Origin of the sequence: Echinicola jeungdonensis (assembly GCF_030409905.1) — a bacterium.
Classification (GTDB): domain Bacteria; phylum Bacteroidota; class Bacteroidia; order Cytophagales; family Cyclobacteriaceae; genus Echinicola; species Echinicola jeungdonensis.
In genome coordinates this window covers 1324437-1347273 of sequence record NZ_JAUFQT010000001.1, presented here as the reverse complement: position 1 = coordinate 1347273, position 22837 = coordinate 1324437, and the positions used below count along the sequence as shown (strand labels likewise).

Sequence of the window (22837 nt, the reverse complement as noted above, 5' to 3'; positions counted from 1 at the left end):
TTAGGTCATCAGTACGGTTCTGAAACTGTTTATGTTTTTCAGGGCAGTACCTGTTCCCCTTACTACAGCCCTTAATGGATCTTCTGCGATATGGATGGGGAGTTTGGTTTTCTGATGGAGTCTTTTGTCCAATCCCTTAAGCAAGGCCCCACCACCGGTAAGGTGTATTCCATTGTCGTAAATATCGGCCGAAAGTTCGGGTGGGGCGATTTCCAAAGCTTTCAATACAGCCTCTTCAATTTTGGAAACAGACTTGTCCAAGGCAAAAGCAATCTCCGAATAAGAGACTTTGATGACTTTTGGAATTCCCGTCATCAAATCCCGGCCTCGTATTTCATAATCTTCTGGAGCATCATCCAACTCAGTCAATGCTGACCCTATGGCAATTTTCACCTTTTCTGCTGACCTTTCTCCTATCAAAAGGTTATGCTGTCTCCTCATATAATCCAGGATATCCTTGGTAAAGGTATCACCGGCCACCCTGATGGATTGGTCTGCTACTATGCCGGAAAGCGCAATCAGGGCAATTTCAGTGGTTCCACCTCCGATATCCACAATCATGGAGCCCATGGGTTTTTCGATGTCGATGCCGATACCAATGGCAGCTGCAATGGGTTCGTACACCATATAAACCTCTTTGGCCCCCGCATGTTCTGCAGAGTCCCTTACGGCTCTTTTTTCCACCTCTGTAATTCCTGAGGGGATACATATTACCATTCTGTGGGATTGGGGAAACATGCCCTTTTTATGGCCCGGAATCATCTTGATCAACCCCCTGATCATTTGCTCAGCCGCATAGAAGTCAGCAATCACACCGTCCTTTAAGGGGCGGACTGTTTTAATGTTTTCATGCGTTTTTTCATGCATGTTCATTGCTTCCCTGCCCACAGCAAGAATGCGGTTGCTGGTCTTATCTATGGCGATGATCGACGGTTCGTCTACGACGATCTTTTCTTTATGAATAATGAGGGTGTTGGCGGTTCCTAAATCTATGGCGATATCACTAGAGAAAAAGTCGAATAATCCCATGCTGGTATTTGCTTATAAATTATCTATGAGTTGATCGTTTAAAGTTAGCATTAACAATGCTTAAATAAAACGCAGTAGGACAAAATTATTACCTTAATTTGGATTTATAATAGGGCATTAATTTTTTTTTTTAAAAGCCTATTATAGGTGATATGCTCAATGGTTTTCAAAAGGCTTTTTTGTGGTCTTAATGCCCGTTTTTAAGGTGATAACCGATGTTTGATTCCCGGTTGCCCCTCAATAAGCAAAAAACAGTCCAAACTTTGGGAGAATTTATGGTTAGTTGGGGATGTGGATTACAAATCCACTTTTATTGCTGATTCAGGATTACAAATCCCGGACAGTTTCCCATGCAGGGCAATCTCTGATTTCCGAACTGTTTCTGAAACCTAACCGGAGCTTTTTGAAATAGGAATTAAAGTTTTTCAATCTTTAAAAAAAAATCCCTGACCTTTCAGCCAGGGATTAGTGGTTTATGTATAATATGATTTCTAGTGCTTGAAGTGTCTAACTCCGGTCATCACCATGCTCATTCCTGCTTGATCACAGAATTCAATGCTGTCTTTATCCTTGATGGATCCGCCTGGTTGGACTACAGATGCAATTCCTTCTTTTGAGGCTATTTCTACACAATCAGGGAAAGGGAAAAAAGCATCGGAAGCCATTACAGCTCCATTCAGGTCAAAGCCAAAAGACTTTGCCTTTTCTATGGCCTGTTTTAGTGAATCAACTCTTGAAGTCTGTCCCACTCCACTTGCAAACAACTGGTCCTGGTTGCTAAGGACGATGGTGTTGGATTTAGTGTGCTTACAGACTTTGGCAGCAAATACCAAGGCATCTTTTTGCTCTTCGGTTGGAGCTACCTTGGTTACCACCTTAAAATCATCTTTGGATTCAGTGGCCAGGTCTTTATCCTGCTCGATATAACCATTTAGCAAGGTTTTCACCAGTTTGGTGCCACCCACTTGCGATTTTTGCAATAACAATATCCTGTTTTTCTTTCCTTTTAGGATTTCCAGGGCATCATCATCAAAAGCAGGTGCAATCAATACTTCAAAGAATAAGCTGTGCATTTCCTCAGCAGCTGCTTTGTCCACCTTTTGGTTGGTGATCAATACTCCTCCAAAAGCAGACAGAGTGTCTGCCTCAAAAGCTTTTTGGTAAGCTTCTTTTACAGAAGCTCCAGTTGCAACCCCACATGCATTGTTATGCTTCAAAATTGCAAATGCCGTTTCCTGGTCAAACTCAGCTATCAAAGCTACTGCTGCATCGATATCGACCAGGTTGTTATAGGAAAGTTCTTTTCCATTCAATTGGTCGAAAAGGTCATCCAATTTGCCATAGAAAACACCTTTTTGATGTGGGTTTTCACCGTATCTCAATGTTTTGGCATTGGATTCACTGATTTTCAAAGCAGGAATTTCTTCTTCCTGGTTGAAATAGTTGAAGATATGGGTGTCGTAATGGGAAGAAACCTGGAATGCTTGGGCAGCAAAGTACCTTCTGTCTTCCATAGTGGTTCCGCCACCATTGTTTTTCAATCTTTCCTCCAGCTCTCCATATTGTTCCCGGGAGGCAACAATGGTTACATCCTTGAAATTCTTTGCAGCTGCACGAATAAGGGAAATTCCACCAATGTCAATTTTCTCAATTATATCTTGTTCAGCAGCACCTGAGGCTACCGTTTCCTCAAAAGGATAAAGATCTACAATCACCAAGTCGATGGAAGGTATGCCAAATTCCACTGCTTGAGAAAGGTCACCTTCTTCCTCTCTTCTGTGGAGAATGCCACCAAAAACTTTGGGGTGAAGGGTTTTGACCCTGCCTCCGAAGATGGAAGGATATCCGGTAAGTTCTTCTACAGGAGTTACCTCAGCTCCTTGCTCTTCAATAAATTTTTGAGTGCCTCCTGTGGAGTAAATTTTCACCCCTTGTTCTTTTAAAAGGGCGATAATGGGCTCCAGGTTGTCCTTATAAAATACTGAAATGAGGGCAGATTCTATTTTTTTAACAGCCATTTTAGAAAATATTGATTGAAAATATGGGTTGGGTATTTGAATTTCAATGGGCAAATTTAGGAAAATCAGCGGATTATAGCAGACTTTCGATCACTTTTGGAAAATATTTATGTTCCAGGGCATGCACTTTCTGGGCAATTTCCTCTGGGCTGTCCTTTTCTTCCACTTCTACCTTTTCCTGGAATATGATCCGGCCTTCATCATACTTTTCATTGACATAATGGATGGTAATCCCGGTTTCTTTTTCTCCTTTTTCTTTTACGGCCCGGTGTACATGAAGCCCATACATGCCTTTCCCTCCAAATTTGGGCAATAGGGCCGGATGGATATTGATGATCCTTTCGGGATATAAATGCAACAACCCGTCAGGAACTTTTATCAGAAAACCTGCCAAAACCACCAGGTCTATTTTCAATTCCTGGAATGTTTTTTCTAATATACCTTCTTCCATTTCTTTCTTTGTGAAAGAAAAATGGTGGATTTCATGGTTTTTGGCCCTTTCCAACACATAGGCTTCAGGTTTGTTGGAAGCAATACAGGCCACTTCTACCTTGGGGTTGTGCTTGAAATAATTGATGATTTCTTCGGCATTGGAGCCATTTCCTGAGGCTAGTATGGCAATTTTTTTCAAGTAGATTTCTTTTTTATGGGTCAAAAATAACTGTTTAGGTTACAAAAATAGGGATTATTTTTAGCTAAGCATTTTCTTGTCCAATGGTTATAGAATAGATCCCCTATAAAAAGCCCATACTTATTATTCCTGTTAACATCAGGATTTTAGAAAGAAGGCTAAGTTCGGTGAAATGTCTTTTTCGGTCTGCGTAATATATCTTGTACATAAATAAAAAGAATAGTACCCCTAGGGCCCCGAAATAATAATATAATAAGGGGTTGTTTATTTTATAAGCCACCGTCAATATGGAAATAACAAATAAACCGGCAATAATGAAAATGATATTTTTGGTAGATCTGAAGCCCAATACGATGGGTAAAGTTCTGCAGCCATGTTTGCGATCCCCCTCCCGGTCTTCAATATCTTTAATGATTTCCCTGATCAGGTTGATAAAAAAAGCAAAAATGGCATAGGTAAGCACAAGGAGCTGGGATTGCTGATAATAAAATCCAATGATCCAAATGGCTAACCCTGTCAATGCCCCCACCACCAAATTGCCCACAAGGGGTAATCTTTTTAAAGAATTGCTATACCACCATAATAGAAATGCAGCTACAAAATGGACCAGCCCTACCTTTAAGTTGACTAGAACGGCAAGGGCAATGCCTATAAAATTGAGGATGCTGTGCAAAAACATGACCACCCTTCTGCGCATTCCCTTTCCGATGACCACCTCATCGGGCTTGTTGATATAATCAATTTTGAGATCATAGTAATCATTGATGATATATCCCGAAGCTGCAATAATTACAGTGGATAATATTAAAATGTATAGGGAGAAGTCTTCCAAAATAGGTCTTCCGGACTGGGTATGTTCCACCAGGAAAAATGCGGTCATCAATTGGGCAAAGGCTAAGATAAGCAGATTGCCTGGCCTAATGATCCTGAGGAATGCAGGTATGGTAAAAGCCTTTTCTGCCGGTAGTTTATTCATAGGTCAAAAATAGCAGAAAGTTTATAAGTAGGAACAGGGATGAAGTACTTTTAGCAGGAAAATGTACTTAAAAAACCAAAGGAAGATGTTGGTGAACACCTCACCTTTGGCTTAAGGTGCGGACCCGGTTATCTTGTCGATAGCTCCGGGAGTCCAGCAGTTTGTTATTTTAAATAACGTATTCCGGGGAAAAATGGCTCCAAAGAAGCTAAGTTTAATTGGTTATTTGAAAATTCTAAATTTTTTAATCGTAAAAGGTGATAAAAAATGTGTTTTTATTAATTGATACTATGCATAAAGCTAGGGCAAAGGCTGAAAGCCCAAAACAAAAAGAACCACAATTGGCAATTCCCAAAACACAGGTAACAGAAATAACACTTTCAATATTCCCAATTATAGTTGTTGTTTCCATTCAATTGACATCAATTATATCCTGTGATATCCGTTTATAGATTTCGGCCAATTGTTCATTATAATTTAAGAATTGATGGTGCTGATCCAGGGTGTTGAGGTCTCCACGAACCGCTGGACCTGTCTGTGCAGCTTGAGGCCCTAAATCGATTGTCTTACTGATCTGTTCGATAATCAATGGCTGGAGCATTTCAAAGTCTAAACCTTGCCTTTGCATGATTTCTTCGGAAATCCGGATCATATGGTTGGTGAAATTGCTGGCAAAAACAGCAGCCACATGAAGGGCCATGCGGTCTTTTGAATTGACTATGTATTGGAGTGGAGAAAGGCTTTTGGTCAATTTTTTGATTTTTTGGAGGGTTGTTTGGTCGTCAGATTCCAATAAAAACGGAACGTCCTCAAAATCCAGGGGGCGGGATTTGCTAAAACTCTGCAGGGGATACATCACAGCAGTATAGGAGGCAGAACTATAGGCTAAAATGTCCAGGGGCATCGTCCCAGAGGTATGGGCCAATATGCTTTCTTCTGGCAAAATGATTTCATCCGCAATACCAGCTATAGCATGATCACTGACTGCAATGATATAGATCTCTGCCTCACTTTCCGAAAAATCCAAGTCATCCTTGGATTCTGAAGAATACAATTGCGAGACAATTTTTTCTGCCCGGTAAATATCCCTGCTATAAACTTCAGTAATTGTATGTCCTGCATTTTCCAGTGCTGGAGCTAAATGCCAGGCCACATTACCGGATCCTATTATGGCGATTTTAAAATTCTCCATAGAAGTTTGTAATTTTGGTTTGTAGAATGGTCGAACTGGAGGATTTTTTCAGTATTGGCCCTTTTAAACTATCCCCGAAATATAATAACTATAAATTGATACCTGTCTAATTTAAGGATTGGCAATTCATTTCCCATAAAAAAACCTTCCAGGCTTTTAATTCCTGGAAGGTTGTGGCAGTTTTTAAGATTAATGGAATCAAATACCTACTAAGCGGTTTTTAATGTCATTCCATCCCTTTATTTCTCATTTTGACAAACTCGTCATATCTTCTGTAAATGGCCACTCCAAATCCGATCAACATGATAATGGTCCCAATCCAAAGGACATTGATATGGGGTTTGACCATGGCCTTCATCACCACATAATCTTTTTGGTAGCTGTTGGCCTTAAAGACAAATTGGTTTTTTTCCGGGACAATGCTTTCTACCTCGACCTTTACACCAAGATCATGGTTGACATCTGAGATTTTGCCTACTTTGTTACCACTGATCAAAAAGATCGGCTCCAGGGAAATCTTTTTGTCATGATCATCTACTATCATTTTGGCCTTGACAGCAATATCGCCCTCTTTCAGGTCAACGCCTTCCACGTTTTCCAATACTTCTCCCCCCTGGAAAGTGGTTACATAATCGGCCAAATGGAATTGTTCCCCGGGGGTGACCTCATAGCGTTGATCATCTCCCCATTCGGGATCGTCATAGTTGTTGATGGCAGAGATATGGGTATAAAGGTCCCTGTCCAGGAAATGTTTGGAATCTGGTGAGGAAATCAAGCCCATGGAAGGATTGGGCTGGGACATGGGGAAAAGGGTGAATTTCAGCTCATCCTCCTGATAATATTCGATCTTGAAATAGCTGTTTTCCTCCAGGACTATATCCACTTTGTCCCCTTTCTTGTGATAAGTAGTTCCATCCACTACAATGTCTTCCAGGGCAATGGCCTCATTGAGCTTGTCGGTGGATTCCAGTTTGTCGACCTTGACATACCCGGGAACACCTTCCAGCTTTTTGTGCCTTCCGCGATAAATGACTTTATAATCTTTCATTTGCAGAGGCTGATTGATCCAAAGCAAGACATTTTCCTTATTTAGCTCATCTTCCCAATCTTTTTTATAAGTCAAGCCGGACATATTAATAGAAATCACATCCGAATAACCGGAGGAGAACATGATGCCGATCAGAATCAAACCCAGACCAATATGGGCCAGTGATCCCCCTGCCAACTTGAAGGTGGACTTCCTAACCAATTTGGAAAGTATGGTTGCATTGGCCACAATGGTAAAGGTTCCGGCCAGGACTATGATCATATAGGAAATTGTGTAGATCTTGGCCAAAACAATTATGGCTGCTGCCAATAGCAAAGAGATAATATATGGGGTAGCAAGCGCATTTTTCAGGGTCTTTTTATCCATCTTTTTCCACCAGAAATATTGCCCTACCGCTGTAAGCAAAGCCACAATTACAGCAAACCACAATTGGAATTTGGTGTAAAATTCAATCTGATCTGCGGGTGGTGCCAAATTGGAAATTCCGCCAAAAGCCTCTATGATGGCATTGTAAACGGGTATGGAAGTGGGCAAAATGACCTGGAAAGCCATTAATCCCAAAGTGGTGGCTCCTATGAAAATCCAAAACTCCCTGGAATATACGGAAGCCTCTCTATCAGAAGTAGGGATTTTATTCCATGATCTGACGGATAGGAAAATGGCCACGGCCATAAAGAAAAACAAATAAATCAAAAGCTGGCCTGACAAACCTAGATCCGTAAATGAATGCACCGAGGTATCTCCCAGCACTCCACTTCTCACAAGGAAAGTGGCATACAGGACCAGGATAAATTGCAGAATGACCAGCACTATTGAGGTTTTTAGCGCAGTGCTACTTTTCTTGAAGGTGATCATGGTGTGGATGGAAGCCACAATAATCAACCAAGGCACATAGGAGGCATTTTCCACAGGGTCCCAGTTCCAATAGCCTCCAAAATTAAGTGTTACGTAGGCCCAATAAGCACCCATAATAATTCCCATGCCCAAAATCAGGCCAGAAAAAATTGTCCATGGCAATGCGGGTCTGATCCACTCTTTGTATCTCCCTTTCCAAAGGCCTGCCATCAAATAGGCAAATGGGACCAAAGTGGATGCATAGCCCAGGAATAAGGTCGGAGGGTGTATGACCATCCAGATATTTTGAAGCAATGGATTTAACCCTGTGCCATCTTCAGGCACAAAATCAGGGTTGATATTGAAGATAGGGGCTTGGGATACGTCCCTTAACAGGATAAATGGAGAACTCCCGATTTTTAGATCGCCAATAACCACTCCCAGGATCATAGAAACCAGAAAGGCTTGAACCAGGGAAAACACCACCATGACAGGGCCTTCCCAGGATTTGTTAGTGTGAATCAACACCAAACCCAATATCACATTCCAAAATATCCAGAGAATAAAGCTGCCTTCCTGACCTTCCCAGAAACTGGAAATCATATAGTGCACCGGTAAGGCACGGGAAGAGTGGGAGTAGGCGTAGAAATATTCGAAACGGAAATTATAAATGATATTAAAAAGCGTAACGCCGATAGCTATTCCGGCAATGGCATGGATGTAAAAGAAAATCCGGCCAAACCTGTGCCAGGAAGCCTTTTCCGTTTCTGGGGCAATACTGTATTTATAATAAGAAAAGGCCGTTATCATGGCACTTACAAAAGCAAGTATCACCATGAAATGGCCTATATTACCAACGAGGGTATTCATCATATTAATCGGTAATCAATTATTAGATTTTGGATTAGGAAGCTTCTGTCACTTGGTTTTCCTGATACTTGGAAGGACATTTCATCAGGATTTTTTCTGCGACAAACATGGATTCAGTTTTATAGGAACCGATTACGACCACCTGCTCCGAACGGGTGAAGTCGGCAGGCACGGGCTCATTGTAATATACCTGCTGTACAGTACCTTCTTTGTCAACCATCATAAATGTAAAGGAAGTTTTGTCCTCGCTTACTTCCAAGCCAGTAACCCCTCCGGAAGCGTCCTTTTGAAGTTCACCAACCACATGGATGGATTCATCGTCTCCATTTAGTGCCATTTCTTTGGCTGTGGAAAAGTTTTCATAACTGCTGGCATCACCAATGGAAGTGATGATGATTACAATGGCGACGGCGATGATCCCAAGCCCTAGTAAATGTCCTTTTTTCATGGTAATCAATAATTTTTAAGCACTAACGCAATTTATTCAGGCAGGTTTTGGGTTATTCTCTAAATTCTCTTTCCAGTCTGGAAATTTTTTTGTCTGTGCTGACTACATAAAACAAAAGCCCTCCCATAACAATAGCTATAATGCCTACAAGGACATATATTTTGCCATCTTCACGCATTTGGTCGGCCATTTCCACACTGTAATTTTTATAGTCTTCGGATTTGATTTCTTTTTTTTCCTGTGCCGCCACCTGAAGGCTGACGAAAAGCAGGAAAACCAATAGCCATTTCTGCATTTATACTTGATTGATAAGTTTGTCTTCTAGGTTTCTTTCCAGTCTTTTGGTTCTTACCCTTACCGTGCTGATCCAGGCACCTAACAGGGTCCAAGCAATTACGGCCGGATAAAAGACCATTCTCAGGTTGCTGTCCATGTCATAGGCGTTGAATCCAGGGTTGCCTCCATTTCCTGGGTGAAGGCTGTCCGTTAATCTGGGCAAAATAAAAATCAGGGGAATAAATGCCGCAAAAGCGAAAATATTATAGACGGCCCCAATTCGTGCCCTCTGGTGGACATCTGTCAGGGAATTTCTCAGGATGAGATAGGCAAAATACATCAGCAGACCAATGGCTGAAGCATTTTGCTTCGGATCTCCACTCCAATAATCTCCCCAGGTAAACTTGGCCCAAAGCATCCCGGTAATGATTCCCAATACCCCAAAAAGGATGGCTGCATTGGTGAATTCAATGGCCATGTCGTCATGTCTCAGGTTATTGGTGCGGAGGTATTTTATACTGTAAACCACAGCCACAGCCAACATAAGGATCATGCCGAACCACATGGTCACATGAAAATACAGGGCTCTGATAGTTTCGTTAAGAATGGGTAATCTGGGTACTTCAAAGAGGAGTCCGGCGATAATAGTATATGCTAACAGCAAGACCGCCAATACTTTCCACCAATATGCTCGCATGGTAACTAATTTGCTATACAAGTGCAAAAGTAAGTTATAAGTTCCTCATTTTCGACCTTTTCCTAAAAAAGTTGAATTAAGTATTGAGTAGGGGCCAGGGGTATTTACCCCCTGTACACCAGCCAAGCAAATCCAGTGGTATTACAGAACTAAGAATTAAAAGTTAGAATTTAAAATGGAGATTTAAGAAGGATGAATTATGTGGTTGATTCGTGATAAAGTTGCCTCCCAATTCGATTTTTGATATGGGTCAGGCTTACCATATACCAAATACCCCAACAACATGGTGAATACTTTTTATTCTACAATCTTCGTGACTCGTACTTTGTACATCCTTGGCCCGGCCCGGGTGTCCCGTCGACTGTGTCGTGGGACGATGTAAGTTGAGTCTCCGACTCAAAAATTAAACCTTTCAAAATACCAAATACTCCACATACTACTTACCTGCCTTTTTTCACATCTTCATACATCTTACCTGGTACTTTGTACTAAATAAGCTTATATAAAAGAATATAATACTTTCTTAAATAAAGAAATTTGATGGTAGAAAAGGAAGTGCCATTAATCCAATAAAATCAACTTCTCCACAAATAAGGAAACAGGATATAGGCTGTTGACCCAATTATAGCATTAATTGCTAACAGGGTTAGTAATTTGTCCGCACTGACTCCACGGTCCAGTCCATCAATGGCATTTTTGGAAATCCGGATGGCCATTAAAAGTATGGGGATGATGATAGGAAAGCTAAGAATGGCCATTAGGGTGGCATTATTTCCGGCTTTGGAAGCAATGCCTGAAACCATCGTCAGGCAAGCAGAAAACCCAACGGAACCCAATAAAAGATTGAGCATAAAAAGCCCTTGGTCCTGAACAGGGTTACCCAAAATGATACTGTAAACCAAATAACCCAAAAATGCCAATACTAGGGTCAAAAGGGTATTATAAATGATTTTGGATATAATAATGGCTTCAGGTGACGCCACTGTATAATAATAAAGCTGTCTTCCCTGATGTTCCTGGACGAAACTTTTGGCCACTGCATTTACTGAAGAAAAAAGGATGATGATCCAATATAAGGCATTCCAGGTGGGTACACCCAAGTTACCCTGTTTGGCTCCCACACTCAGATAGGTGATAAAAACCGCGCTGACCACATATAATAAAATCCCATTGAGGGCATATTTCTGCCGCCATTCCAAGGTGACTTCTTTCTGGACCAGTACGGTGATTTCTTTCCACATGATGGGGCAAATATAGGAATTGACCGAGATATTAGAAGTGAGATAAGATATAAGATCGGACAATCTCACATCTCAAGTCTCACATCTATCATCTCATTTAATTGATCCATTCAAATCCCAGATAGGGCACCAAAACTTCAGGCATTTTAATCCCTTTTTCTGTTTGGTTGTTTTCCAGAATAGCTGCAACAATCCTCGGAAGAGCCAGGGCACTTCCGTTTAGGGTATGGGCTAAATGGATTTTTTTATCTTCTCCCCTGTACCTTAATTTAAGCCTATTGGCCTGATAGGTTTCAAAATTGCTGACAGAACTTACCTCCAGCCATTTTTCCTGGGCTGCAGAAAAAACTTCCATATCATAAGTCAAAGCAGAAGTGAACCCTGTATCCCCACCGCAAAGCCTTAAAACCCTGTAAGGCAATTCCAATTTTTTCAATAAACCTTGCACATAGCTGCTCATGTCTTCCAATGCTTGGTAAGAATGATCAGGGTGACTGATTTGGACTATTTCCACTTTATCAAATTGATGCAGTCGGTTCAGGCCACGAACATGGGCACCCCAACTACCTGCTTCCCTTCTAAAACATGGAGTAAATGCCGTGTTTTTGATTGGGAAGTCTTTTTCCTGAAGGATGACATCACGGTAAAGGTTGGTAATAGGTACCTCTGCAGTAGGAATCAGGTATAGGTTGTCTGCCGTGGCTTGGTACATTTGACCTTCTTTGTCAGGCAATTGCCCGGTTCCATATCCGCTGTCTTCATTAACCAATATGGGAGGTTGCACTTCATTATAACCTTGTTGAAGTGCTTCATCCAGGAAAAAGTTGACCAAGGCCCTTTGCAAGCGGGCTCCTTTGCCTTTATAAACCGGAAAGCCTGCACCGGTAACCTTTACGCCAAGGTCAAAATCAATAATGTCATATTCCTTTATCAGTTCCCAATGGGGCTTTTTTCCATCATATAAGGTGGGTGCAACTCCGTTTTCCAGGACCACTTCATTGTCATCTTCGGTATTTCCGGCAGGAACACTGTTATGGGGGACATTGGGTATATTATATAATAACTGCTTGAGTTCTTCCTCTGCAGAGTTGTATGTCTCCTCCAGGCTTTTGATTTGCCCTTTGATTTCTGCTGTTCGGGCTTTTACCTTTTCTGCTTCTTCCTTCTTACCATCCTTCATCAACATGCCAATTTGTTTGGAAATGGTTTTGGATTCGGCCTGAAGCTGGTCCCTTTCTGCTTGGGTGTCCTTTCTTTTTTTATCGGTATCGAGAACTTGCTTTAATTTAAATTCTGCATCCGGAAGGCTTCTTTTTCGAAGGCCCTCCAGAACTTGGTCAAAATGATCTCGAATATAGTTTACCTGTAGCATGAGATTTGCATTGCTTTGATTTTGGAATGCAAAGATAATGATTTCAGGTAGAGAGGGTAGGATTGGTATTGGATTTTATAGTATTGTTGTCAATGGAAAGTTGAATTTTTATAAGAGATGAGTAAATTAATAATGGGTTTTAAAATATTGGATTAAAAATTTTCAATTCAACTTTCATCTTATTAATTCCAATTTTGACCCAGTTTGCCCAATGTTTTGGCAATATGGTAATTCAACGGGCAGTCAAAATGGAAGAAACATATAATGAATTTAACCATTAAAAAATCATTTGGCTTTACCTAACCATCAGGAAATTACCGATACTGAAAAAAAAGTTTGCGTATTAAATTAGCTTACTGTAATATTGTAGTATCAAACATTCACGATCCCCTCCCCGTGGATCGGTTATAATTCATCATAATACCTTTTTATACCAATCATTTAAATAGTCACCGTACTAATTTCAATTAATTCACATCAAGTACATTTCATACGTTTTTTATGTATAACATCGAAGAACTTAAAATCAGATTGCTATCTGAATTAAAGGAGATAGCAGAAGAATTGGGAGTAAAAAACTACAAGTCTCTCAAAAAAGATGACCTGATTTACGCCATCTTGGATCAACAAGCAATCACCCCTGAAAAAGCCCTCCCAAAGAAAAAGCCTTCCAAATCAGAAGAGGAAAAATCTGAAGAAAAGCCTGCAGAGAGTAAGAAAGAAGAGGAATCTCCCAAGCCTAAGGCAGAAAAGAAACCTAAGTTTAAGCGCCAAAATGTGGCGGATCCGTCAAAAGCCAAGGAGGAAGAAAAAACTTCCGTTTCAAATTCTAAAAATGGTCCTAAGAAGGATGCTGGTAAGGAAAAGCCTGCAAAACCATCTGCTGAGAACAAAAAAGAAAAAGTTTTTGCCAGCAATGCGGAAGATGAAAACAGACCAAGGGCTTTCCGGCCAAGGAAAAAGGCTTTGGTAGATGAGGAAGCCATGCGGGTGGCCACTGAGGGAGGAGATGCAGAAGCTGACCATCCAAAAAGAAAAAATATCAAAGACCAGGAGGACACTCCTTCTAATGGAAAAAGGAAATATGCTTCAGCCGTAAAAGACTTTGATGGAATAATTGAAAATGAAGGAGTGCTTGAAATCATGTCTGATGGGTATGGCTTCCTGCGCTCATTGGATTATAATTATCTGGCTTCTCCAGATGATATTTATGTGTCGCCCTCTCAAATTAAACTTTTTGGCTTAAAAACCGGAGACAACATCAAAGGGCAGATCCGTCCCCCAAAGGAAGGAGAAAAATATTTTGCCCTTCTGAAAGTTGGCACCGTTAATGGTAAAACTACCGAAGAAATCCGGGATAGGATTCCTTTTGAATATTTGACCCCTCTTTTTCCTGAGGATAGGTTGGAGCTGACTACCAAGGCGGATAATTTTTCCACCAGAATTGTGGATTTGTTTGCTCCTATAGGAAAAGGGCAAAGAGGAATGATCGTTGCCCAACCCAAAACCGGTAAGACGGTGTTGCTGCAAAAAATTGCTAATGCCATTGCCGAAAACCATCCTGAGGTTCACTTGATGATCCTTTTGATAGATGAAAGGCCGGAAGAAGTTACCGATATGGCTAGATCAGTTCGGGCAGAAGTGGTTTCCTCTACTTTTGATGAACAGGCCGAACGTCATGTAAAAGTTTCTTCCATGGTATTGGAAAAGGCCAAACGTATGGTAGAATGCGGTCATGATGTAGTAATTCTTTTGGATTCCATTACCCGTTTGGCAAGAGCATACAATACAGTGGTTCCGTCCTCTGGTAAAATCCTTTCCGGTGGGGTGGATGCAAATGCTCTCCATAAACCAAAACGTTTCTTTGGTGCTGCCAGAAATGTTGAAAATGGAGGTTCTTTGACCATTATTGCAACGGCACTGGTAGAAACAGGTTCCAAAATGGATGAGGTGATATTCGAAGAGTTTAAAGGAACGGGTAATATGGAATTGAGCCTTGACCGTAAACTTTCCAACCGAAGAATTTACCCTTCTATCGATGTACCAGGTTCCGGAACCAGAAGGGAAGACCTATTGATGGAGAAGGAAGAAATGCAAAGGGTCTGGATCCTAAGAAAGCTGATGTCGGATATGACCTCTCAGGAAGCCATGGAGTTCCTATTGCAAAGAATGAAAGGTACCCGGGACAATGCCGAATTTTTGATCAGTATGAATGGGTAATACATAGTTTTATATATTATCATTAATTAATACAAACCTCCGGAATAACTTTTTTCGGGGGTTTGTTTGTTTATTGTCACCATTGATTTTGGGATAGTTGCTGTTGGTGTTTTAACTGCCAGATAGTCAATGGTATATGGTGTTTTCTCCTTTCTTTTATGTCTTTAAAATGCTAAATTAAGTATTCGAAAAGCATTAAATATGCTTCGAAAATTAACTAGCAATTTTTTTTGATGAAAGATGAAACGCTTTTACTTCCTTTGGGCTTTTTGCATGAGCTTGTTTTTTACAGGGGTAGAAATTTACGGTCAATCCTGTACCATTTGTGATACCACCATAACAGTATCAGGAACAGAATCAAGAATCTTTGATATGCCTGCAAATGCCTTTGTTTGTATTACGGGAAGTGGCGTTTTTAATGGAGAATTAAATTTGAGCGATAGTTCGACGGTTTGTATCGATGAAGGGATAACTTTTGAAATTTCCAGTGATTTCACCCAGCCAAATTCAGCAAATTGGGGGCAAATGTGGAGTGGAAGTTGGGTAGTAAATAATTATGGGAAATTTGTGGGGAATACAGTATTGACCATTCAGGATGGTCAGGTATTTAATAATTACAGTTATGGTGATTATCAAAGTTATGGAGATGTGGATGCGGATTTGGCCATTGAAGCTGGATTTTATATACCACCGGGAGGAGAAGGTCGTGAAGAAAATAATCAATTGAATATAGAGAACGGAGGGGTATTTAATAATTATGGTTCAATTAATGTCTCAGGTGATTTGGTGAATAATGGTGAATTTAATTCAACCGAGGAGGAGTTTATAGTCAATGTCGGAAATGAGTTCCATAACGAGTCAGGAAATGCTGATATTTATTCCCTTAGGGCACATGGGGAAATTACCAATACAGGAGAAATTACACTAAGGGGAATTATTGAATCTGTTACTGATGGATTTCGAAATGCTAGGGGTAGTGAAAGTGGTACGGTTATAGGAATAGGAAGCCCCTGCGTTATTATCCGGACAGCAACTTTTATAGAGAACAATGGGGAGAGTTCACTTTTGGATGGTAGATTAGGAACCATAGTGTTGGATTCAGGGGAAGATAATTATGATAGGAGTGGTAAAGAGGAGCAAGATGTTCTGCAGGCCAATGAGGTTACAGACGGTGAGTGTCTAAGGATACTCCCGGTTGTCTGGCAGGATATTGAGGCGCAATTTATACAGGAGAATAAAAATGTCCGGATAATATGGACCACTACCAAGGAATGGGAAAACAGTCATTTTGAAATTGAGCGTTCTGTTGATGATGCTGAAGATTTTAAAGTGATAGGAAAAGTTGAAGGTTTGGGATGGACATCCACATTGTCTCATTATGAATTTGTGGATGAACAGTTACCTTTCAATGCTACAAGAATTTACTATAGGGTCAAACAGGTTGACTTTGATGAGGAATTTGTTTATAGCAAAGTGCTTTCGGTTAAAATTCCCAATGCTATTGTTAAAAGTGGAGTGTGGCGTGTTTACCCTAATCCTATTAAGGGAAAAAGGGTTTCCATTGAACTAATGAAGAAACAAGCATACAATGGAGAGGTTCTGCGAGTGAGGGTTATTGGTCCATTACATTCAACTCCATTTGTTTCTGTGAGTTCTGTAGAAAATTTAAAAACAGCTCTTGAGGATGCCCTTTTGATCCTTCCCAAAGGCTTGATAGTTTTTGAAATCCAGTGGGGCGATAAAGTTGAATTTATAAAAATGATTTATTCGGATTGATTTTCATCCCTTTTTTGAAGGGGGGATTTTCAATTCTTGAGTTTTTTTTTCATGATTTTTGAGACTTGAGGATAATCCTATCTTAAATTTTCCCTTTTGACAGTCCTTAAAAGCGAAAGGGCGAATTTTTTTCTGCAAATAAATCTGTCGAATATTTACTGTATTTAGCTTTTTATTGATGATAACCCGTTGGATATACCTTTAAAAGTGTGTAAGCTGTTCATAATTAATGGGTTAAAAGATGATTTTTAGTGGAATAATATTTTTATTTCCAACATTTTACTATATTTGAAATACAAAAAAATATACTCAAAAAGCTTTTTTATTATTTAAAATATGGTAAGGTTGTTTTTTATATTGTTTGCGATTTTGAGCTATGGGATTCCAAGCCTTGGGTTGGGGCAAACCTTTACTTATGATAGTTCCAATTCTGGCTGTGATGGCCAATGGAGTACAGGGGCATGTTGGGATGTAGAAAATGTCAATAGTTGTAGTTCCCCAAATAGTGCACCACCCCCAACTAATGCGGTTGGTTGTGAGGTGAATATTTTTATTAATGGGGATATTACTTATTCAGGAAATCTGGAGTTTGGAGGAACATTTGGGACTTTAAATATCGGTAATGGAGCTCAATTTGATTTGACTGGAGATGTTATTATATCCTCCGACAAAAAAATGGATTTTCAATTAACCGGTGAAAGTAAATTTAATGTCGACGGAGAATTGGTTATTTCTTTAGGTTCAAGCTCCGATAGTACCATGTTGTATATAGACGGGGATGGGAGTTCATATATGTTTGTGAATTCTATTGACTTACGGGGAAGGGCAATATTGGAAGTGGGAGATGGGGGTGCTTTAGTTTCCTCCGGACCCACAGCTTATAACGGTAATAGTTCAAAAATTAATGTTTATGGATTTTTCCGTACCAATATGATTGACATTCAGGGAGGAAATAAGCACCAGCTTAATTCCTATGGTAATGCTGAGATCATTGTAGAAGAAGACATTGTGCTTGGCGGTACTTCCGGGATTACTTTTAATGGAGATAGTGAAGTTTATGTGGGAGGGGACATTGACAATAACAATGGTGCAGAAATTATCGCCTCAGATAATGCTAAGGTTTATTATTGTGGAGAAATCAAAAAACCACCCAAGGCTTTTGAATATGACAATGGGGATTTTGAATATGGATGTAGGATTCTACCTGTGGATTGGGGGGGTGTCAACTTGGAATTTGATAAGGAAAGTTATTTTGTATTAGTCTCATGGACAACTCTTAAAGAGTGGGATAATGGCCGGTTTGTGGTTGAACGTTCATCAGGGGGAGTGGATAAATTTAAAGAAATTGGTGAAGTGATTTCAATTGGTTGGTCTGACTCAGCAATTGATTATCAATTTGAAGATCATAGTTTTTCCCAGGGAGGGGAAAGATATTATTACAGGATTAAACAGATAGGGCTCAATGGTGACTATTCTTACAGCCAAACGGTATCGGTAATAATGCCTGAAATTATTTCTTCTCAAAGAAATTGGAGCGTATTTCCAAATCCGGCGAAAGGTAAAACCATAGAAGTTAAACTTCTCAATAATAGTGCATATAAAGGGGAGGAAATTAGTGTCCGTGTTTTTAATGCAGTTCAAACCTCCCAAACCCTAAATTTAAAGGTTCTGGAAGGTCTAAACCCTTCAGTTGGGGAGTTAGTCCGTCAGTTCTCCCGTGGGTTTGTGATTATAGAAATTCGATGGGGTAACCAAATAGAATTTATTAAACTGATCAATTAAGAAATACATTGTTTTTGGTTAATGTGCTTTGAAATAAATTGATTTTTTTTCGGGGAGGTAAAACATTCATTAAGGTTTTACTCCCCGTTTTTTTTTTCAAATAAATTCTAATCCATGGTTATTGGAAATGGTCTCGATGAGTTCAAAAATCAATACGAGAGGCCCAATTAATGTCAATTTATCTGGCTATTATTCTTTAAAAAGGACAATAAAATCAAATTTATTTTTTTGTAAGGTTAGGTTAGAAAAAAGTTTTATTCAAACTATTGGGGATGATTTCTCTCAAATTAATAGGAATATTGCCGCCCCTTTTTTCAAAACAATTATTATAGCTGAAATATATTTTTAAACCCAAAAAAAAGCAGGTTGTTTATTGAATAATGCAATTTATTTTAAAAGAAAATAATAAAAAAAACCTAATAGTCTGATAGGTAGGGAGGTAGGGTTTTTTGCTTTGTTTTTCTTTGTTGGTTTTTTGAAATGCAAAAAACCATATATAAATTGCGAAAATTTGATAAAAAAATTTCGCAAATATGAGTCGTCCTCAATTTTTAATTTTCTTGTTTTTAGGTTTGGTGATGTTCGGTTTTAAGGGCTGGGCACAGACATTTACCTATGATTCCAGTAACATGGGATGTGATGGAAATTGGGGGACTGGGGCATGTTGGGATATAGATAATGTAGATGGATGCGCTTCTCCCCAAAATGCTCCTCCTCCCCTTGATGGGACTGGTTGTGAAGTGAATATTGTCATCAATGAGGATTTGTCCTATATGGGTGATATGGAATTTGGTGGGGCTTTTGGCGGCTTGACCATTGCAAATGGAGCACATTTTGAGCTGGAAGGGAATGCAATAATAGCATCAGATAAAAAAATGGATTTTATCCTCAATGGAGGGAGTGAATTTAATATTAATGGAGAGTTGGTAGTCTCCTTGGGTGGAAGTTCAGATAGTACCAAATTGACCATTGATGGAGATGAAGATTCTTATGTACTAGTGAATTCCATAGATTTGCAAGGCAGGGCTGTGTTGGAATTGGAGGAAGGTGGAGCTTTAATTTCTTCCGGGCCAACGGAATATAATGGAAATAGCTCAAAAATTAATGTTTACGGATTTTTTAGGACCCAAATGATAGATATTCAGGGAGGGAGTAATCATCAATTAAATAGTTATGGTAATGCGGAAATTCTTATTGAAGAAGATATTGTATTAGGAGGGTCTTCTGGAATCTCTTTTAATGGGGATAGTGAAGTGTATGTTGGTGGGGATATCAACAATAGTAATGGTGCCGAAATTATTGCTTCTGATAATGCTAAGGTATATTATTGTGGGGCAATAAAGAAGGAGGAGGCGAAAACCGAAAAGGATAATGGAGAATTTTTGTACGGGTGTCGCACCCTGCCTGTGGAATGGGGTGAAATCCATGTAGATATTGCTGGAAATAATCAGGCTGTTTTGGTTTCATGGACTTCCCTGAAGGAATGGGAAAATGATCATTTTATCATTGAACGTTCTGTAGGAGGTGTGGATCATTTTGAAAATATCCATAAAGAAACAGCGGTAGGCTGGTCAGAAGTCCCAAGTCAATATCATTTTGAAGATAAAGATTTGCCCCTTGGAGGCGAAAGAATCTATTACCGGATTAAGCAAGTGGGGATTAATGGAGAATTTCATTATAGCCCTATATATTCAGTCCAATTGCCTGAAGTGCAATCTTCGCAGGGTAATTGGAGGGTTTACCCTAATCCCTCAAGGGGAAAAACAGTAGAAATAGGGTTACTGAATAGTGATCAATACAACAGTGAAGAAATCACTATCCGTGTTTTCAATGCCATTACTTCTTCCCAGCCCCTCACTATTGAATCCTTAGGAGAAATTAACCCTTCAATTGGAGAAATCATCCGCAAGTTTCCTAAAGGATTGGTGATTATTGAAATTCAATGGGCTGATCAAGTAGAATATTTGAAATTAATCAATTAATGAAAATGGCCAGGTTGGCTTTAGAATTGGTTGTCCTTTTTGCAGCTAATTCTATTTTCAATATCTCTTTGTCAGGTCAGCCTGGATTAGATTTTTTGGTGTTGAGGGAGGGGTGAATTTATCTTTGAAGTTTTACTTCAGCATGGGAAGCAATTAAATAGTTTTGTCCCGAATCCAACTCGGTACAAAGTACCCGGGTTCTCTTGGTTTCAATTTTTTGAAAAATTCTTCCCCGGAGTAAGAATTGACTCCCCGGCTTTAATTCACCCAGGTAAATGACTTTTTCAGCTCCCATCTCATTGCTGTATTTCCTCAGTTCTTTGGTCAGCCAAAAATCCACTCCTGAACTGGCTTTTGGATTTTGCATATGGTTTTTAAGCGGCAATAAAATATCTTTGGGGAAGACCAAGTCAGAAAGCATTGGGCTCATCAATTTTCGAAATTCCATTTTCCATTCCGGACCATGCGGTTTGATGCTGGTGCCGAATTTTTTAAATGCCCGGTAATGGGCCACCTCATGAATATAGGTGATCAAAAACTGGTAGGAATGTAAGTCCTGGTTGAGGGTGATGGTTTGAAATTTTCTTAAGGTATTGTACCGGAAATCCCCCAATTTGCTTTTCCTTTTCCGGGTAATGACCAGGTGAAAAGGGTCTTCGTGCCAAAGGTCCCAGCAGTATTGAGCAGCATTGGCCGGGGCCATTTTATCCAGAATTTCAAAAATTTTCCTATTTACATTGGCTGCCATGATGGTTCAAAATAAACAAAAAAAGAGCATTGATTGCTCAATGCTCCTAAGAAAATTCATTCCAAAATTTGTGGATTATTGGTTTACTACTTCCTCAGCAGTTTCTTCCACTTTTTCCTGATCTGATTCTACAGTTTCTTCAAGTTCCTCTACGGATTCCTCAATGACTTCTTCAGCTTCTTCAACCTGAATTTCTACAGTCTCTTCAGTTTCCTGAACTTCTTTGTGGCCACAAGATGCAGTGAATAGTAAACCTGCTAGGGCGAATAAAGTAAATACTTTTTTCATGTGTTTGAATATTAAAATAAAGTGCACAAATATACACCCGGGATTAATATTGTCAAGCAATTTTAAAAAATAAATTTTTTACTTTTTCTTATAAACTATTTTTACCGGAACCCCTTGAAAATCAAAGTGTTCCCTGATCCTGTTTTCCAGGTACCTGGTATAAGGTGCTTTTAGGTATTGCGGCAAATTGCAGAAGAATGCAAAGGCCGGATTCTTGGTTGGAAGTTGGGTGATATATTTGATTTTGATATACTTTCCCTTCCAGGCTGGCGGTGGATACCGGTCGATTTCCGGAAGCAATTTGTCATTGAGTTTGGAGGTAGGGATTTTGGTTGTTTTGTTTTCATAGACCTTAACTGCCAGCTCAATGGCTTGGAAAATCCTTTGCTTGGTCAGGACAGATGTGAAGATAATGGGAACCCATTTGTTTTCCCCTAATCGCTCCAGCATATCTGATTTAAACTTGTCCATGGTCTTATGGTCTTTTTCGATCAAATCCCATTTATTGACCATGATCATAATACCTTTGTTGTTTTTGATGCCCAAACTGATCAGGTTGACATCCTGGGCTTCCAGGCCCCTGGAAGCATCCACCATGATGACCAGGACATCTGCAGATTCCAATGTTCTCATAGAACGCATTACAGAATAAAACTCAATGTCCTCTTTAACCCTGGATTTTTTTCTTACCCCAGCCGTATCTGTAATGATAAAATCCTTCCCAAACAATTTGTAACGAGTATTGATGGCATCCCTGGTGGTCCCTGCTTCATCTGTCACAATAAACCTTTCTTTACCTATTAAGGCATTGAGAAAAGAAGATTTGCCCACATTGGGTCTTCCAAGGATGGCAATTTTTGGGATACCCAAATCAGGGTTTTCTTCGCCCACATCTTCAAAGTTGTCAATCACCTCATCTAATAGGTCCCCAGTTCCACTTCCACTTGCGGCTGCAATGGGGAAAATACGGCTATGGCCTAATCCTAATTCATAAAATTCATTGGCCATCAACATTTTTTCTTGGGTATCGGCCTTGTTGGCCACAATATAGAGTGGCTTGTTGGTTGTTCTCAGCTCATTGGCAAATTCCTTGTCCAGGTCGGTGAGTCCGTCAATACAATCCACCAGGAAAAGAATAACCGAAGCTTCTTCAACTGCCAATCTGACCTGCTTACGGATTTCTGCTTCATATACATCGTCAGAACCCGTAACATATCCGCCTGTGTCGATCACAGAAAAGTATTTTCCTCCCCACTGGGCATGGCCATAATGCCTATCCCTGGTAACTCCACTTACATTATCTTCTATGGCTTTTCTTTCCTCCACCAGACGGTTGAAAAAAGTCGATTTGCCCACATTGGGCCTTCCTACAATGGCGACTATATTTGGCATTGCTTTATTGCTTTATT

The 22837-nt window shown here is 39.9% G+C and carries 18 protein-coding genes; 4 read left to right on the top strand and 14 right to left on the bottom strand.

Going from position 1 to position 22837, the window contains the following annotated elements:
• The 11 genes from QWY93_RS05690 to serS form a co-directional block, all read right to left on the bottom strand.
• The gene (locus QWY93_RS05690; protein WP_290247201.1) at positions 1-1029 is read right to left on the bottom strand and encodes a rod shape-determining protein; all 1029 of its coding nucleotides are present in this window, start codon (positions 1027-1029) and stop codon (positions 1-3) included.
• Positions 1030-1520: 491 nt separating this feature from the next.
• Complete coding sequence (gene purH / locus QWY93_RS05685; protein WP_290247200.1) at positions 1521-3047, bottom strand: bifunctional phosphoribosylaminoimidazolecarboxamide formyltransferase/IMP cyclohydrolase; 1527 nt, start codon at positions 3045-3047, stop codon at positions 1521-1523.
• A gap of 73 nt (positions 3048-3120) precedes the next feature.
• Positions 3121-3678 carry a phosphoribosylglycinamide formyltransferase gene (purN, locus tag QWY93_RS05680; protein WP_290247199.1) on the bottom strand — a complete coding sequence of 186 codons (558 nt, stop codon included), beginning with the start codon at positions 3676-3678 and terminating at the stop codon, positions 3121-3123.
• Between the two features lie 103 nt (positions 3679-3781).
• Entirely contained in the window at positions 3782-4654 is an 873-nt protein-coding gene (locus tag QWY93_RS05675; RefSeq protein WP_290247198.1) for a geranylgeranylglycerol-phosphate geranylgeranyltransferase, read from the bottom strand.
• Between the two features lie 412 nt (positions 4655-5066).
• Positions 5067-5846, bottom strand: coding sequence for a Rossmann-like and DUF2520 domain-containing protein (locus QWY93_RS05670; protein ID WP_290247197.1), 780 nt, complete (start codon positions 5844-5846; stop codon positions 5067-5069).
• A gap of 226 nt (positions 5847-6072) precedes the next feature.
• Positions 6073-8601, bottom strand: a complete 2529-nt coding sequence (ccsA, locus tag QWY93_RS05665; protein WP_290247196.1) for a cytochrome c biogenesis protein CcsA — start codon at positions 8599-8601, stop codon at positions 6073-6075.
• 31 nt (positions 8602-8632) lie between these two features.
• A complete protein-coding gene (locus QWY93_RS05660; protein ID WP_290247195.1) occupies positions 8633-9046 on the bottom strand; it encodes a cytochrome c maturation protein CcmE domain-containing protein in 414 nt (137 codons plus the stop codon).
• Between the two features lie 52 nt (positions 9047-9098).
• On the bottom strand, positions 9099-9341 hold the full coding sequence (locus QWY93_RS05655; RefSeq protein ID WP_290247194.1) for a CcmD family protein: 243 nt from the start codon (positions 9339-9341) through the stop codon (positions 9099-9101).
• The gene (ccsA, locus tag QWY93_RS05650; RefSeq protein ID WP_290247193.1) at positions 9342-10019 is read right to left on the bottom strand and encodes a cytochrome c biogenesis protein CcsA; all 678 of its coding nucleotides are present in this window, start codon (positions 10017-10019) and stop codon (positions 9342-9344) included.
• 575 nt (positions 10020-10594) lie between these two features.
• Positions 10595-11260 carry a heme exporter protein CcmB gene (locus QWY93_RS05645; protein ID WP_290247192.1) on the bottom strand — a complete coding sequence of 222 codons (666 nt, stop codon included), beginning with the start codon at positions 11258-11260 and terminating at the stop codon, positions 10595-10597.
• Positions 11261-11357: 97 nt separating this feature from the next.
• On the bottom strand, positions 11358-12632 hold the full coding sequence (gene serS / locus QWY93_RS05640; RefSeq protein ID WP_290247191.1) for a serine--tRNA ligase: 1275 nt from the start codon (positions 12630-12632) through the stop codon (positions 11358-11360).
• A 501-nt stretch (positions 12633-13133) separates the two neighbouring features.
• On the opposite strand from serS, the gene rho reads away from it, so the two are divergent.
• The 4 genes from rho to QWY93_RS05620 all read left to right on the top strand — a co-directional run bounded on the left by rho (position 13134) and on the right by QWY93_RS05620 (position 20392).
• Positions 13134-14852, top strand: a complete 1719-nt coding sequence (gene rho / locus QWY93_RS05635; protein ID WP_290247190.1) for a transcription termination factor Rho — start codon at positions 13134-13136, stop codon at positions 14850-14852.
• 240 nt (positions 14853-15092) lie between these two features.
• Positions 15093-16628 carry a hypothetical protein gene (locus tag QWY93_RS05630; protein WP_290247189.1) on the top strand — a complete coding sequence of 512 codons (1536 nt, stop codon included), beginning with the start codon at positions 15093-15095 and terminating at the stop codon, positions 16626-16628.
• 336 nt (positions 16629-16964) lie between these two features.
• Complete coding sequence (locus QWY93_RS05625; protein ID WP_290247188.1) at positions 16965-18410, top strand: hypothetical protein; 1446 nt, start codon at positions 16965-16967, stop codon at positions 18408-18410.
• Between the two features lie 533 nt (positions 18411-18943).
• Positions 18944-20392 (top strand): fibronectin type III domain-containing protein, encoded by a 1449-nt coding sequence (locus QWY93_RS05620; RefSeq protein ID WP_290247187.1) that lies wholly within the window; start codon positions 18944-18946, stop codon positions 20390-20392.
• 118 nt (positions 20393-20510) lie between these two features.
• On the opposite strand, the gene QWY93_RS05615 is transcribed toward QWY93_RS05620, so the two are convergent.
• The 3 genes from QWY93_RS05615 to der form a co-directional block, all read right to left on the bottom strand.
• On the bottom strand, positions 20511-21140 hold the full coding sequence (locus QWY93_RS05615; RefSeq protein WP_290247186.1) for a SprT-like domain-containing protein: 630 nt from the start codon (positions 21138-21140) through the stop codon (positions 20511-20513).
• Positions 21141-21215: 75 nt separating this feature from the next.
• On the bottom strand, positions 21216-21428 hold the full coding sequence (locus QWY93_RS05610) for a hypothetical protein (protein ID WP_290247185.1): 213 nt from the start codon (positions 21426-21428) through the stop codon (positions 21216-21218).
• A 78-nt stretch (positions 21429-21506) separates the two neighbouring features.
• A complete protein-coding gene (gene der, locus QWY93_RS05605) occupies positions 21507-22820 on the bottom strand; it encodes a ribosome biogenesis GTPase Der (RefSeq protein WP_290247184.1) in 1314 nt (437 codons plus the stop codon).
• Positions 22821-22837 lie beyond the last annotated feature (17 nt).

Coding starts and splice junctions, on each gene's coding strand:
- ccsA (WP_290247193.1), bottom strand. CDS start 10,019: ATGCGAGCATATTGGTGGAAAGTATTGGCGGTCTTGCTGTTAGCATAT.
- der (WP_290247184.1), bottom strand. CDS start 22,820: ATGCCAAATATAGTCGCCATTGTAGGAAGGCCCAATGTGGGCAAATCG.
- ccsA (WP_290247196.1), bottom strand. CDS start 8,601: ATGATGAATACCCTCGTTGGTAATATAGGCCATTTCATGGTGATACTT.
- QWY93_RS05645 (WP_290247192.1), bottom strand. CDS start 11,260: ATGTGGAAAGAAATCACCGTACTGGTCCAGAAAGAAGTCACCTTGGAA.
- QWY93_RS05670 (WP_290247197.1), bottom strand. CDS start 5,846: ATGGAGAATTTTAAAATCGCCATAATAGGATCCGGTAATGTGGCCTGG.
- QWY93_RS05620 (WP_290247187.1), top strand. CDS start 18,944: ATGAGTCGTCCTCAATTTTTAATTTTCTTGTTTTTAGGTTTGGTGATG.
- QWY93_RS05615 (WP_290247186.1), bottom strand. CDS start 21,140: ATGGCAGCCAATGTAAATAGGAAAATTTTTGAAATTCTGGATAAAATG.
- purH (WP_290247200.1), bottom strand. CDS start 3,047: ATGGCTGTTAAAAAAATAGAATCTGCCCTCATTTCAGTATTTTATAAG.
- QWY93_RS05630 (WP_290247189.1), top strand. CDS start 15,093: ATGAAACGCTTTTACTTCCTTTGGGCTTTTTGCATGAGCTTGTTTTTT.
- serS (WP_290247191.1), bottom strand. CDS start 12,632: ATGCTACAGGTAAACTATATTCGAGATCATTTTGACCAAGTTCTGGAG.
- QWY93_RS05660 (WP_290247195.1), bottom strand. CDS start 9,046: ATGAAAAAAGGACATTTACTAGGGCTTGGGATCATCGCCGTCGCCATT.
- rho (WP_290247190.1), top strand. CDS start 13,134: ATGTATAACATCGAAGAACTTAAAATCAGATTGCTATCTGAATTAAAG.
- QWY93_RS05655 (WP_290247194.1), bottom strand. CDS start 9,341: ATGCAGAAATGGCTATTGGTTTTCCTGCTTTTCGTCAGCCTTCAGGTG.
- QWY93_RS05690 (WP_290247201.1), bottom strand. CDS start 1,029: ATGGGATTATTCGACTTTTTCTCTAGTGATATCGCCATAGATTTAGGA.
- QWY93_RS05610 (WP_290247185.1), bottom strand. CDS start 21,428: ATGAAAAAAGTATTTACTTTATTCGCCCTAGCAGGTTTACTATTCACT.
- QWY93_RS05625 (WP_290247188.1), top strand. CDS start 16,965: ATGGTAAGGTTGTTTTTTATATTGTTTGCGATTTTGAGCTATGGGATT.
- QWY93_RS05675 (WP_290247198.1), bottom strand. CDS start 4,654: ATGAATAAACTACCGGCAGAAAAGGCTTTTACCATACCTGCATTCCTC.